This is a genomic window from Acetivibrio straminisolvens JCM 21531 (assembly GCF_000521465.1).
GTDB classification, from domain to species: Bacteria; Bacillota; Clostridia; order Acetivibrionales; family Acetivibrionaceae; genus Hungateiclostridium; species Hungateiclostridium straminisolvens.
In genome coordinates, this window is record NZ_BAVR01000051.1 from 1 (window position 1) to 12,825 (window position 12,825).

At 37.6% G+C, this 12,825-nt stretch carries 15 protein-coding genes and 3 pseudogenes; 17 read left to right on the forward strand and 1 reads right to left on the reverse strand.

Translation table 11 applies throughout. The annotated features are described in order from the left end of the window. The 12 genes and pseudogenes from JCM21531_RS22230 to hfq all read left to right on the forward strand — a co-directional run. Positions 1–226, forward strand: a pseudogene (locus JCM21531_RS22230) (hypothetical protein); the annotation flags it as partial. Further along, entirely contained in the window at positions 181–510 is a 330-nt protein-coding gene (locus JCM21531_RS12790; RefSeq protein WP_243467646.1) for a GNAT family N-acetyltransferase, read from the forward strand. The pseudogene JCM21531_RS22230 and the gene JCM21531_RS12790, both read left to right, overlap by 46 nt. Before the next feature lie 129 nt (positions 511–639). Then, entirely contained in the window at positions 640–765 is a 126-nt protein-coding gene (locus JCM21531_RS23910) for a hypothetical protein (protein ID WP_265443829.1), read from the forward strand. Positions 766–864: 99 nt separating this feature from the next. After that, entirely contained in the window at positions 865–1,347 is a 483-nt protein-coding gene (locus tag JCM21531_RS22235; protein ID WP_243467647.1) for a copper amine oxidase N-terminal domain-containing protein, read from the forward strand. Beyond that, positions 1,263–1,799: a CAP-associated domain-containing protein gene (locus JCM21531_RS22240; protein WP_243467648.1), complete on the forward strand. Its 537-nt coding sequence runs from the start codon at positions 1,263–1,265 to the stop codon at positions 1,797–1,799. The genes JCM21531_RS22235 and JCM21531_RS22240 overlap by 85 nt, the downstream gene beginning before the upstream one ends. A gap of 52 nt (positions 1,800–1,851) precedes the next feature. Then, entirely contained in the window at positions 1,852–2,184 is a 333-nt protein-coding gene (locus tag JCM21531_RS22245; RefSeq protein WP_279379062.1) for a CAP domain-containing protein, read from the forward strand. Between the two features lie 139 nt (positions 2,185–2,323). Beyond that, positions 2,324–2,719, forward strand: coding sequence for a YlbF/YmcA family competence regulator (locus JCM21531_RS12800; RefSeq protein WP_038290475.1), 396 nt, complete (start codon positions 2,324–2,326; stop codon positions 2,717–2,719). 11 nt (positions 2,720–2,730) lie between these two features. Continuing rightward, positions 2,731–3,303: a MutS N-terminal domain-containing protein gene (locus JCM21531_RS22250; protein WP_243467650.1), complete on the forward strand. Its 573-nt coding sequence runs from the start codon at positions 2,731–2,733 to the stop codon at positions 3,301–3,303. Continuing rightward, a pseudogene (mutS, locus tag JCM21531_RS12805) lies at positions 3,300–5,341 on the forward strand (DNA mismatch repair protein MutS). The gene JCM21531_RS22250 and the pseudogene mutS overlap by 4 nt, the downstream one beginning before the upstream one ends. Positions 5,342–5,375: 34 nt before the next feature. Further along, positions 5,376–7,568, forward strand: coding sequence for a DNA mismatch repair endonuclease MutL (mutL, locus tag JCM21531_RS12810; RefSeq protein ID WP_038290477.1), 2,193 nt, complete (start codon positions 5,376–5,378; stop codon positions 7,566–7,568). 18 nt (positions 7,569–7,586) lie between these two features. Beyond that, a complete protein-coding gene (gene miaA, locus JCM21531_RS12815) occupies positions 7,587–8,528 on the forward strand; it encodes a tRNA (adenosine(37)-N6)-dimethylallyltransferase MiaA (protein WP_038290479.1) in 942 nt (313 codons plus the stop codon). Positions 8,529–8,600: 72 nt separating this feature from the next. Further along, positions 8,601–8,897, forward strand: a complete 297-nt coding sequence (gene hfq, locus JCM21531_RS12820) for an RNA chaperone Hfq (RefSeq protein ID WP_439644307.1) — start codon at positions 8,601–8,603, stop codon at positions 8,895–8,897. A gap of 202 nt (positions 8,898–9,099) precedes the next feature. Here the strand turns inward: hfq and lexA are convergent, their stop codons facing one another. Then, positions 9,100–9,741, reverse strand: a complete 642-nt coding sequence (gene lexA, locus JCM21531_RS12825; protein ID WP_038290481.1) for a transcriptional repressor LexA — start codon at positions 9,739–9,741, stop codon at positions 9,100–9,102. 197 nt (positions 9,742–9,938) lie between these two features. Between lexA and JCM21531_RS12830 the strand changes: the two genes are divergently transcribed. From JCM21531_RS12830 to JCM21531_RS12850, 5 genes and pseudogenes are all read left to right on the forward strand, one after another. Continuing rightward, on the forward strand, positions 9,939–10,226 hold the full coding sequence (locus JCM21531_RS12830; RefSeq protein ID WP_038290483.1) for a LysM peptidoglycan-binding domain-containing protein: 288 nt from the start codon (positions 9,939–9,941) through the stop codon (positions 10,224–10,226). 218 nt (positions 10,227–10,444) lie between these two features. After that, positions 10,445–10,796: pseudogene (ylxM, locus tag JCM21531_RS12835) on the forward strand (YlxM family DNA-binding protein). A gap of 40 nt (positions 10,797–10,836) precedes the next feature. Continuing rightward, the gene (gene ffh / locus JCM21531_RS12840; protein WP_038290485.1) at positions 10,837–12,177 is read left to right on the forward strand and encodes a signal recognition particle protein; all 1,341 of its coding nucleotides are present in this window, start codon (positions 10,837–10,839) and stop codon (positions 12,175–12,177) included. Positions 12,178–12,216: 39 nt separating this feature from the next. After that, the gene (gene rpsP, locus JCM21531_RS12845) at positions 12,217–12,462 is read left to right on the forward strand and encodes a 30S ribosomal protein S16 (RefSeq protein ID WP_038290486.1); all 246 of its coding nucleotides are present in this window, start codon (positions 12,217–12,219) and stop codon (positions 12,460–12,462) included. A 71-nt stretch (positions 12,463–12,533) separates the two neighbouring features. Beyond that, positions 12,534–12,764: a KH domain-containing protein gene (locus JCM21531_RS12850; RefSeq protein ID WP_038290487.1), complete on the forward strand. Its 231-nt coding sequence runs from the start codon at positions 12,534–12,536 to the stop codon at positions 12,762–12,764. Positions 12,765–12,825 lie beyond the last annotated feature (61 nt).

Here is a 12,825-nt window from a genome sequence, read left to right on the forward strand (position 1 = left end):
TTTAAATAATAAAATGAATATGTATCATTTATTTACCGAAAGAAACAGGGTGAATGATTATGAAAATATTAGAGCTGCTTTCAAGGATGTTAAAAAAATCCATAATGTTGTTCAAACTACAATTAAAGTATACCCTAAATATTATCCGGAAGGGGTAGTGGATTTCTGGAATTCTATTCGATGGAGAATATTAAAAAAGCTATTGATGAGGAATTTTTTCTGGTAATTGAGTGTGACGGTGAAATAGTTGGCACGGGTGCTATTTACGAGGGTGAAATCAAGAGAATGTTTGTTTTGCCGGAATTTCAAGGTAGGGGATATGGAAGTTTGTTGCTTGACGTACTTGAGCGTAAAGTAGAATACGATGGTTATACCCTCGGTATGCTTTCATCATCCCTGCCTGCATATACTTTCTACGAAAGAAACGGCTATATTCCATTAGTATTCGAACAGATTGAGACCCAAAATGGCAACGTTCTTTGCTTTCACAGAATGTCGAAAATAGTATAAAAGGATTTTTGGGCTAAAACAGGATAAGGATAAAGAGTATTATGAAAAAACACAAGAGCCACATCCACAGAGCGGACAAGGGCTGAAAAGTATTTAAATTCAGTAGGCAGCAAAGCGGGAGAATGTATTGTGCTGGAAGACTCGGAAAACGGCATAAAAGCAGCTTCAAAAGCGAAAATGCTTCCTGTACTTGTTCCGGATATAAGAAGACCTGATGAAGTTGAAAAATTGGTGTATAGAGAATTAATATTTTGAACTAATAAATTCCCTATTGAAAATAGACGTAAAATATACGATATTATAATTAATTGTGATAAAAATTACTAAATTATATTTTGCAGGAGATGACTTTTAATGAAGAAATCAATGTTAAGAAGATTGGCTGTTTTTCTTACTGTATTTATGATTCTGTTTTCCTTTGGTACTCTTAATATCTATTCTTCAAGCAAAATAAGCGTTTGTGTAAACGGCAAATATTTAAAAATGGATGTGCCGCCCATTATAGAAAACGGAAGAACTTTAGTGCCTGTTCGAGGTGTTTTTGAGTCTATTAATGCCTATGTTGATTGGTTGCCAGAATGGCAAACGGTTAATGTTTTAAAGGATGATAAAATAATAACTCTTAGAATAAACGCTAATATAGCCTATGTAAACGAAGAGGCGGTAAAGCTTGATGTACCGCCCAGGATCATCGACGGAAGGACGATGGTGCCGATAAGGTTTATATCTGAAAGTATTGGTGCAGAGGTAGGATGGATGATGCAACAAAAACCGTTATCATCAATACTGTCAAGAATGTCCCCGAGGATAAAGAGTTTGAGTTTAAAGGAAATGTAAGCACATTAATGGGAGCATCCCTTGAAAATATAATAAAAACTTTTGGCGAGCCGGACCGTATTGATTTGAGCAAATACGGCTTTGATTGGTATATTTATAACAAAGACCTCCTAAGATATATTCAGATAGGAATAGAAAATAACAAAGTCGTTGGAGTATTTACCAACTCTCCTTATTACAAGCTCAATGAAAACGTAGGTGTGGGAACGGACAATCTCAGTGTAATGAAAAACCTGGGGGAACCTTTGAAATACGTACTGAAGGGAAATACCTACTATATGATGAGCGATATGGAAAAACACATGCTGTTTAATATAAATAACGACTATTATGCAACTGTCTTTTTTGATATTGCTGATAACTACAAAACTACTTCATATCTTTTGATTGATTGCGAAACGGAGCAGTCTCTTTTAGGTTATTACGGCAAGCTTCGGAGGAGCTTAGAATAAGTTACGAGAGGGAAATCTTTGATCTTGCAAATGCTGTTAGAGTAAGGAACGGATTGGAGCCCTTCGAATGGATGATGAAATTGCAAAAGTTGCATGGGCTCACAGCAAGGACATGATAATAAACGATTTCTTTTCCCATAACAATTTGCATGGGGAAAGTCCGTTTGACAGGATGAAGAAAGCCGGCATAACGTATTCATCTGCCGGAGAAAACATTGCTATTGGCCAGATAGATGCTATATACGCTCATGAGGCATGGATGAATTCTCCCGGGCATAGGGCAAATATACTTGGAAAATTTGAGCGCCTTGGAGTTGGAGTTTACATGGGGGACGATGAAAAGATAACCTATACTCAGAATTTCTATACTCCGAGAAACAGATAAATTTTTATATAAAAATGTTATTTTTTCGAGGATTTTATGGTACAATAGGTTAATAAGAAAAACAGTTGAATTTACGTAATTATCTAGAGTTTTGTTAGTTGCAGTAATCAATATAAATACAAAGTAAAGGGTGATTGATATGGATATCTTTACAAAGGCAAAAGAGCTTGGAGAATTGATAAGCACTTCCGACGAAATGACAAACTATAAAAAATGGGAAGCAAGCCTTGAAAGGGACCATAAAGCAAGAGCTATACTTCGTGAGTATCAATCATTACAGAGTGAAATGGTTAGAGCGGCGCATGAAGATAAGGATAAAAGTGTTTTGGATGACATAAAGGAAAGATTGATAACAAAGTTTGATGAAGTGAACAGTTATGAAGTTACGAGAAATTATATTGAATCGAAGGATAAATTGGACAGGCTCATAAAAAAAGTTAATGATGTACTTATATACTCAATTTCCGGCGAGGAGTCCTGTTCATCTAATAAATGCAGTTCGTGCAGCGGCTGCGGAAATAAATCTAGTACGTGAGGTAATGAAAAATGGCTTCATTGACACCTATGATGCAGCAGTATCTTGAAATAAAGGAACAGTACAAGGACTGTATCCTTTTTTTCAGGCTGGGAGACTTTTATGAAATGTTTTTCTCCGATGCGGAGCTGGCATCAAGAGAACTGGAATTAACACTTACGGGAAAAGATTGCGGCCTTGAAGAGAGGGCTCCTATGTGCGGAGTACCTTTTCATTCTGCGGATTCATATATCGCAAGGCTGATTAATAAAGGATATAAAGTAGCAATATGTGAGCAGGTTGAAGATCCTGCGCTGGCGAAGGGATTGGTCAAGAGGGATGTAATCAGGATTGTTACCCCCGGTACAGTGACCGATTCCGCTATGTTGGATGAAAAGAAAAATAATTATCTTATGTCAATCTACAAAAACAAAACATTTTACGGTATTGCCTGCGTGGATCTTACTACTGGGGAGTTTTTATCGACATATATTACCTTCGGCAACACTTTCAACAAATTAATGGATGAAATAGCTAAATTCTCACCATCTGAAATTGTTGTAAACGGTGAGTTTTTTCATGATGAAGATATAAAAACACCTTGAGAAAGAGGTTTGATGTTTATATCTCCAGTATAGAGGACAGATTTTTTGAAAAGGATTTTTCCGTACAGAAGTTAAAAAGTTATTTTAAAGATTATGTTGCTGAAGAAAATGCGTTTGATCTTTACATAAATGCTTCCGGGGCTCTTTTGGAATACCTTGAGCAGACACAGAAGGTTAACTTAAGTCATATTCAGAGTTTTAATGTCTACAGAATTGAAGAGTACATGGTTTTGGACCTGGCGAGCAGAAGAAACCTTGAACTTACGGAGACCTTGAGGGAAAAGAACAGAAAAGGCTCCCTTCTCTGGGTATTGGACAGGACAATGACTTCCATGGGCGGAAGAACCTTGAGAAAATGGATAGAGCAGCCCCTTATAAACCTGCATGATATAAAGGACAGGCTTAATGCAGTAAATGAGTTTAAGGAAAAGTTCATGGTAAGGACTGAAGTAAGAGAGCTTTTAAGAGCGGTTTACGATATAGAAAGATTGATGTCGAAGGTTATTCTGGGAAGTGCCAATTGCCGGGATATGGTATCAATAAAGCATTCTATCGGGCAGGTGCCCTATATAAAGGAGCTTATTTCTGATTTAAAGTCGGACCTTAATGTTTTAAGCTATAATGAGTTGGATACACTAACCGATGTATATGAAATTATTGACAAGGCAATAGTTGATGAGCCGCCTGTTGCGGTTAAGGAAGGCGGAATTATTAAAGAAGGTTATAACGAAGAAGTGGACAAGTTAAGAAGTGCAGCAAAAGACGGAAAGAAGTGGATTGCACACTTAGAGAGCAAAGAGAGGGAAAGAACCGGTATTAAAAACTTGAAAGTGGGATTCAATAAGGTTTTCGGTTACTTTATCGAAGTGACCAAGTCCTACTATTCTCAAGTGCCGGATGATTATATAAGAAAGCAGACCTTGGCGAACTGCGAGAGGTACATAACCCAGGAACTGAAGGAGATTGAAAATACCGTATTGGGTGCCGAGGACAGGCTTGTAGAGCTTGAATATCAGATATTTGTAGATATAAGGAATAGGGTTGCAAAGGAAATAAACAGATTAAAGTCTACGGCAAGAAGTCTTGCCAGAATAGATGTTTTATGTTCGCTGGCAGAAGTGGCAGACAGGGAATCTTACACCATGCCTGTTGTAACCGATGACGATAAAATTGAAATTAAAGACGGAAGACATCCGGTAGTGGAGAAAATGATCGGACAGGGAGCTTTTGTTCCCAATGATACCTATCTTGACATGGGTGAAAATCAAATTTCTATAATCACCGGACCAAATATGGCGGGTAAATCGACATATATGAGGCAGGTGGCACTGATTGTGCTTATGGCTCAGATGGGGAGCTTTGTGCCTGCCCAAAGCGCAAAGATAGGTATTGTTGACAGGATATTTACAAGGGTTGGTGCTTCGGATGACTTGGCGTCAGGCCAGAGTACCTTTATGGTTGAAATGTCCGAGGTTGCAAACATACTTAGTAATGCCACATCAAAAAGCCTGTTGGTTTTGGATGAGATAGGCAGGGGCACAAGCACTTATGACGGGCTAAGTATCGCATGGGCGGTAATTGAGTTTATCGGTGAGAAAATTGGAGCCAGGACACTGTTTGCTACCCATTATCATGAGCTTACGGAGTTGGAAGAGAGAATTGAGGGTATAAAGAATTATTGCATATCTGTGGAAGAAAAGGGAGAAGATATAATTTTCCTAAGGAAGATACTAAGGGGCGGTGCGACAACAGCTATGGCGTGCAGGTTGCAAGGCTTGCGGGTATACCGGCTCCCGTAATTCACAGGGCCAAAGAAATATTAAAAAAATTGGAAGATGCAGATATAACCAGGAAGGAAAAACGTATCAGAAGGGGAAAACAACCCATACAGGGTCAAATTGATGTATTTACGTTTAATACTGCCCAGAGAAACTGCGATGAGGTTTTAAACGAATTAAGGGAACTTGATATTACGACCTTGACACCGTTAGATGCCATAAACGTATTATACAATCTTCAAAAGAAGGTAAAAGGATAGAAAAAAAGTAATCAGCTTAGAAAGGTTATCTATTATGGGGAAGATAGTTATACTTGATGAAAACACATCAAATCAGATAGCGGCGGGAGAGGTAGTGGAAAGGCCGGCTTCAGTGGTGAAAGAGCTTGTTGAGAACTCTATTGATGCCGGGAGTACAAATATTTCGGTGGAGATAAGCAATGGCGGAATATCTTTTATAAAAGTGGTTGACAACGGAAGCGGAATTGAAGAGGATGATATGGAAATTGCCTTTGAGAGACACTCCACCAGTAAGATAAGAAAGGCAAGCGACCTTGAGGCAATTACCTCCCTTGGGTTTAGAGGTGAGGCTTTGGCCAGTATTGCTTCTGTTTCTACCGTCGAGGTTACTTCAAGACCTGCCCACAGGGAGTACGGAAGGTATGTAAAAATCCAGGGCGGTACTCTATTAGAATCCAATCAGGTAGGATGTCCTGTGGGTACAACATTTATTGTAAGAGAGCTTTTTTACAATACTCCGGCAAGGTTTAAGTTTTTGAAAAAGGACTCCACAGAAGCGGGATATGTTTCCGATATAGTGAGCAGAATTGCCCTTGGGAATCCGGATATTTCCTTTAGACTAATCAGCAACAGGAACACGGTTATTCATACCCCGGGCAATAACGACCTTTTGAGCACCATATACAGCTTGTACGGTAAGGAAACTGCAAAAGAGTGCATGGAGATTTCCTATGAGGATGAGACGATAAAGATAACCGGATATGCGGGAAAACCTGAAATAGCAAGGGCAAACAGGAATTATCAGTCCATATATCTAAACAGAAGATATATAAAAAACAAGATTATATCTTCGGCAATTGACGAAGCATATAAAACATATCTTATGAAAAGCAAATTTGCTTTTATCGTGCTGTACATAGAGCTAAATCCATTGTTGGTGGATGTGAATGTGCATCCTACGAAAATGGAGGTAAGGTTTTCGAGGGAACAGGATATATTCAGGGCTGTTTACCACGCTGTAAACAATGCTCTGCTTAGCAAGACCCAGATAAGAAATGTTTCTCTTGCAGATAGCCCCAAGAATTATTTCAAGTTTGAACGGTCATCAAAAAACGAACCCGGTTATGTGCAACAGAAGATGGATACGGACAGGAAGTTTTCAGGATATAATTCGGGATATAGTTATGACAATTTTAAAATCGAAAAGAACCATATGTTAAAAGAAGCGTGGGAAAGTATAGATGTTAAAGACGGTGCCAAGGTTGATAATGGAAAGGATGAAGAGATAAATAAATCTGATATAGATAGGGTTAAAATAAATAAGCCGATTGATAATTCGATTAATAAGCCTGTTAATGGTTTTGTCAATGAGCAGGTTAATGAATTGGTTAAAGAACCGGTTGATGAGCCGGTTAGTAAGCCGATTTATGAGACAATCAACAAGCAAATTGATGAACCGGTTAATAAGCTGATTATAAAACCCGAAGACATATCGGGCAAGGATTGTTATGATTCTTGTAAAAGCGGTTATGAAAATAAATTGACGGATATCGGCAATAACCCTAAAGATAATCGGGATGATGTCGATAATAATGCTGATATGAATTCCGAAGAAGTTAAAGCTTCTGAGAATGACAAAAGGCCAAAAAAGGATGCTGAACGAAATGTATTTCTTGATGCCCGTATAATTGGGCAGGTTTTCTCGACATATATTCTGCTTCAGAATGGGGAAGACTTAATTGTAATTGACCAACATGCAGCCCATGAAAGAATACGTTTTGAAGAGTTGAAAGAAAAGTACGCAAAAAATGAGAGCCTGTCGCAATATTTATTGGCACCGGCGGTTATAGAGCTTACAAACCAGGAAATCTCTTTTATTGAAGAAGAAAAAGAATTATTAAATAAACTAGGTTTTATTTTTGAAAGCTTTGGTAATAATTCTATTATACTTCGTTCGGTACCGATTCCGGACGAGAATGTCGGCATTAAGGAAGCATTTTTGGCAATTGTGGATTTTTTAATGTCAAAAGGCAAGAAATATGATAGAATTATTGAGGAAGAAGCACTATACAAAATAGCTTGCAAGTCGGCGGTAAAAGCAAACAAAAAGCTTGACCAAATCGAGATTAAAGGCATTTTGGAAAAGCTCAACATGCTTGAAAATCCGTATACATGCCCCCACGGGCGTCCGACAGTTATTAAAATTACAAAGCATGAATTTGAAAAAATGTTTAAAAGAATAGTTTAATCTGTTTGGAGGACAAAGTTGGATAATGTAATTGTGATAATCGGTCCAACGGCTTCGGGTAAGACGAAGCTTGCCATAGATATAGCTAAGCGGGCGAACGGTGAGATAATTTCAGCAGATTCCATGCAGATTTATAAATATATGGACATAGGTACTGCCAAACCTGACGAAGAAGAAAGAGAGGGTATTAAGCACTACCTTATCGATGAAGTAACACCGGATGAAGAGTTTAGCGTTGCAAGGTTTAAGGAACTTTCTTTAAAGTATATTGACGAAATCTTAAGTAAAGGGAAGATTCCTATAGTTGCCGGAGGGACCGGACTTTATGTTAATTCACTAATATACAATTTGGAATTCTCCGATACTATTTGTGATTGGGAGCTCAGAAAGAAACTTGCACAGGAAGCGGAAGAAAAAGGAAACGAGTATCTTCACAACAAGCTAAAAGAGATTGACCCTAAGGCAGCGGAAAATATACATATGAATAATGTGAAAAGGGTAATACGTGCAATAGAAGTGTATACCCACACAAAGAAGCCTATTTCCGTTCATCAGGAGGAGTCCAGAAAGAATCCACCAAAGCATAATTTTATATTAATCGGTATTACAATGGATAGGCAAAAGCTTTATGACCGAATTAATAAAAGAGTGGATTTGATGCTTGAAAAGGGTCTTGTCCGAGAGGTTGAAAAGCTTATTGAAATGGGATATGATAAAAGTACTGTTGCAATGCAAGGTCTGGGCTATAAAGAAATATTATCTTATTTAAAAGGGGAAATAACTTTTGACGAAGCAGTTGAAATATTAAAGAGAGATACAAGGCGATATGCCAAACGACAGATGACTTGGTTTAGAAAAATCGAAAATGTTTATTGGATAGACAAGGATGAGTTTGACAGTGATGAGGAAATAATAAAAAATATTAAATACTATCTTGCAACGTTTGGTATTTTCTTGTAGAATAAGAATAACAAAATAAATTTGTAAGTTAAGTTTGCAATTAATAAATCTTTTGAATTTTGTAAGCAATAAATGTTTTTATATAAAGATAAAAAAGAGAGAAATAGAGGAGGATTATCTGTGGTGAACAAAAATAATATCAATTTACAGGACGTTTTTCTAAACCAAGTAAGAAAAGAACATATTCCGGTTACCATCTATCTTACAAACGGATTCCAATTAAAAGGAACGGTAAAGGGATTTGACAATTTTACCGTTGTACTTGACAGTGAGGGTAGACAGCAGTTAATCTATAAACATGCAATTTCAACCATAAGCCCGATGAAAATTGTTAGCTTGATTTTCAATGACAACAACAGAATGGAATAATGAAATAAAGTATTAAAAATTATACGATAAATAGGCAAAAGCTCCTAAGCATAGTGCTTAAGGGAGCTTTTGTCCTATATTGCGGCTTTCTATTACAATAGCTTTGCATTAAAGCTTTGTATTAAAGGCTTTAGGCAAGGATATAAGCGGTTTTGTCATTGTGTTTTTTTACGTTTTTTACCTGTCTTATCAATGTTGGTCTTTACATTTTTCTAAAAACTCCAATAACCTTTCCTAAAATAGATAAATTGTCCCTTACTATTATAGGGTCATAGAATTTATTTTCCGGCTGCAGTCTAATAAATCCTTTTTCTTTGTAAAAGGTTTTTACCGTGGCTTCATCATCGATAAGTGCCACAACTATATCTCCGTTATTTGCTGTAGATTGCTGCTTTACAAGGATATAATCATTGTCAAAAATACCCGCTTCTATCATACTGTCACCCTGGACACGAAGCATAAAAGTCGTGGAATTTTGGACAAAATCCAGAGGCAGCGGAAAAGTATCTTCGATATTTTCAACTGCAAGTATTGGCTGACCTGCGGTTACTTTTCCTATAATAGGTACTTCGACAAGCTCCTTGCCGGAATATGCGTTCTTAGGTTCGTTTGCTTTAGTATTCTTTTTATTGTTAATGACTTTAAGGGCTCTCGGTTTTGAAGGGTCCTTTTTGATAAGGCCTTCTTTCCTCAGCTTCTCCAAGTAGCTATGCACGGTGGATGTGGACTTAAACCCAACGGCATTGCATATTTCCCGGACAGAAGGAGGATAGCCGTTCTTTTCTATCTGCTCATTCAAAAAATCAAGAATCTTTTGCTGTTTTTCGTTTATTTTATTTTGCATATTTTTCACCCCGGATACATTTTTATGCGGCTTAAAAAACCTTATTCTTTAATGTTAATACTTGTTTAACAGTATTATAACATTAAAGTAAAAGCAAATCAAACTAATGTTCGATAATTTTTTAATTTATATTGACACAAGAACATGTGTTCGTGTATAATAACCATACAGAACATTAGTTCGGTGGAGGGGTTATAATGAAAAAGAAATATATATTAAAGAATAAGAAAAGATTTTTTATATTTGTTCTTTTTCTGCTAATAGGTTTGACGGCCATTGTAAACGGAGCTACCAATATATACGGATACCGAAATCCTTCTTATGAGACAATTGTAGTAAGAAGAGGGGATACCCTGTGGAGCATAGCTGAGTTCTACAACAAACGTGGAGATATCAGAAAATACATATATGACGTTATGGTTTTGAACAATCTTCAAGACTGTCAGATAATTGAGGGAATGGAGCTTAAGATAATTGTTGAGTAGTTTTCGTATATTTGTAGTTGCTTTTATAAATATATTTGCTTTTATATAATGCATATTACCTTCACAAAGAATGTATACTGTTTTATGAGTACTCTTTTTAAAGAAATAAGGGTACTTCTTTTTTTACATTTTTTAATTTATTTTTTAAAAAAGCTTGACTAATAGCCAAATATAGCTTAAAATTGTGTGTAAAGTATTTTTACTTTACAGGTGAACATATGGATAAGGTATATGAAGCTGCGCTTTTGCTGGACTTTTACGGACAGCTTCTTACAAAAAGGCAGTTTGAAATACTGGATCTTTATTTGAATAACGATTATTCTCTCGGTGAGATTGCAGAGCACCTTAATATAAGCAGACAGGGTGTCTATGACAATATAAAGCGCGGCAGGGCCATGCTAGACCGTATGGAAGAAAAGCTCGGGCTTGTGCATAAATTTTGTGGCAGAAGATAGAGCATTGGAAATACTAAAGGATATAAAGAGCATAGATATAAGCAGCATGAGCGTTGAAGATGCCAAGACTTTAAAGAGAGTTGAGCAGAAGATAGAAGAAATAGTTGAGAGCTGAATATACGATATCCTTATGGAATTGAGGTGTCACATAGTATATGGTGTTTGAAGGATTGTCGGGTAAGCTTCAGGAAGCAATGAAGAAGCTTCGGGGCAAAGGAAGAGTTACTGAAAAAGATGTAAAAGAGATGATGCGCGAGATAAAGCTTGCGCTTTTGGAGGCCGATGTTAACTTTAAAGTCGTTAAAGACTTTATCGGAAAAGTGTCCGAAAGAGCTGTAGGACAGGATGTTTTGGAAAGCCTTACGCCGGGACAGCAGGTAATTAAGATTGTCCATGAGGAGCTTATTAACCTTATGGGTTCTGCCAACAGTAAGGTCACGTTTGCATCCAAGCCTCCAACAATATACATGATGGTAGGGCTTCAAGGTTCCGGTAAGACCACAACGACAGGAAAGCTGGCAAGCCTTTTAAGAAAGCAAGGCAAGAAGCCTCTGTTGGTTGCCTGCGACGTGTACAGACCGGCTGCAATAAAGCAGCTGCAGGTAGTTGGCTCACAGTTGGGGATTGAGGTATTCTCAATGGGAGACAAGACCAATCCCGTTGATATAGCAAAAGCAGCTATTGAGTATGCAAAAACTAGACAGAATGATCTCGTAATAATAGATACTGCCGGTCGTCTTCATATTAATGAAGAGCTTATGGAAGAGCTTCAAAACATAAAAGAAGCTGTCAGACCGCAGGAAATATTGCTTGTTGTAGACTCTATGACCGGTCAGGATGCGGTAAATGTAGCGGAAAGCTTTAATGAAAAACTGGGTTTTGACGGTATCATACTTACCAAGCTTGACGGAGACACCCGCGGAGGAGCAGCGCTTTCTGTAAAAGCTGTCACAGGAAAATCCATCAAGTTTATAGGTATGGGTGAGAAACTGAGTGATATTGAGCCGTTTTTCCCTGACAGGATGGCATCAAGAATTCTTGGCATGGGAGATGTCCTAAGTCTTATTGAGAAAGCTCAGGAAGCCTTTGATGAGAAAAAGGCCTTGGAACTTGAAAAGAAGATGCGTACCCAGCAGTTTACGCTGGAGGACTTTTTAGATCAGATGCAGCAGATTAAAAAGATGGGTCCGTTAAACCAGATACTGGGGATGATCCCGGGATTCAATGCCAATGCCTTGAAAGATGTCGAATTGGATGAAAAGAAGCTGGCTCATGTTGAGGCTATTATAAAGTCGATGACAAAGGAAGAAAGAAATAATCCTTCAATAATAAACGGTAGCAGAAGAAAAAGAATTGCTGCCGGAAGTGGTACCACCGTTCAGGAGGTAAACAAACTTTTGAAGGACTTTGAAGAAATGAAAAAGATGATGAAAATGATGACTGAAATAGGCAAACGCGGTAAAAAGGGATTGAAAAAATTCCGAATGCCGTTTTAATAAACAATAGTTGTAATTATACTTGCGGGAGGTGAAAAAATGGCAGTTAGAATAAGATTAAGAAGAATGGGAGCAAAAAAGAGCCCCTTTTATAGAGTTGTTGTTGCTGATTCAAGATACCCTCGTGACGGAAGATTTATAGAGGAAATAGGAACTTACAATCCTCTTACAGATCCAAGCGAGGTTAAGATTGATACAGAAAAAGCTCAAAAATGGCTTAAAAATGGAGCTCAGCCTACAGATACTGTAAAGGCTTTGTTAAAGAAGGCAGGAGTAATATCCTGATTGCAATAGCCAAAGTACTTAAAATTGGGCAAATAGCGACATTAAAGGTAAAATACGGGAGGTATATATAAATGAAAGAACTTCTCGAGACGATTGCCAGAGCATTGGTAGACTGCCCGGATGATGTTTATGTAAATGAAGTTGAAGGAGAAAAGTCAATTATCCTTGAATTAAAGGTATCAAAAGACGATATGGGCAAGGTAATTGGAAAGCAGGGAAGGATAGCAAAGGCAATCAGAACTGTGATGAAAGCAGCAGCAGTGAAAGAAAACAAGAGAGTATCTGTGGAAATACTACAATAAAAAGATGTGGGCAGGGGTCAGCCTCTTGTCCACATTTTTTGACTTATTACATGCAAATTGA

Coding starts and splice junctions, on each gene's coding strand:
- JCM21531_RS12790 (WP_243467646.1), top strand. CDS start 181: ATGGAGAATATTAAAAAAGCTATTGATGAGGAATTTTTTCTGGTAATT.
- JCM21531_RS22235 (WP_243467647.1), top strand. CDS start 865: ATGAAGAAATCAATGTTAAGAAGATTGGCTGTTTTTCTTACTGTATTT.
- JCM21531_RS22240 (WP_243467648.1), top strand. CDS start 1,263: ATGGATGATGCAACAAAAACCGTTATCATCAATACTGTCAAGAATGTC.
- JCM21531_RS12800 (WP_038290475.1), top strand. CDS start 2,324: ATGGATATCTTTACAAAGGCAAAAGAGCTTGGAGAATTGATAAGCACT.
- JCM21531_RS22250 (WP_243467650.1), top strand. CDS start 2,731: ATGGCTTCATTGACACCTATGATGCAGCAGTATCTTGAAATAAAGGAA.
- mutL (WP_038290477.1), top strand. CDS start 5,376: ATGGGGAAGATAGTTATACTTGATGAAAACACATCAAATCAGATAGCG.
- hfq (WP_439644307.1), top strand. CDS start 8,601: ATGTTTTTATATAAAGATAAAAAAGAGAGAAATAGAGGAGGATTATCT.
- lexA (WP_038290481.1), bottom strand. CDS start 9,741: ATGCAAAATAAAATAAACGAAAAACAGCAAAAGATTCTTGATTTTTTG.
- JCM21531_RS12830 (WP_038290483.1), top strand. CDS start 9,939: ATGAAAAAGAAATATATATTAAAGAATAAGAAAAGATTTTTTATATTT.
- ffh (WP_038290485.1), top strand. CDS start 10,837: ATGGTGTTTGAAGGATTGTCGGGTAAGCTTCAGGAAGCAATGAAGAAG.
- rpsP (WP_038290486.1), top strand. CDS start 12,217: ATGGCAGTTAGAATAAGATTAAGAAGAATGGGAGCAAAAAAGAGCCCC.
- JCM21531_RS12850 (WP_038290487.1), top strand. CDS start 12,534: ATGAAAGAACTTCTCGAGACGATTGCCAGAGCATTGGTAGACTGCCCG.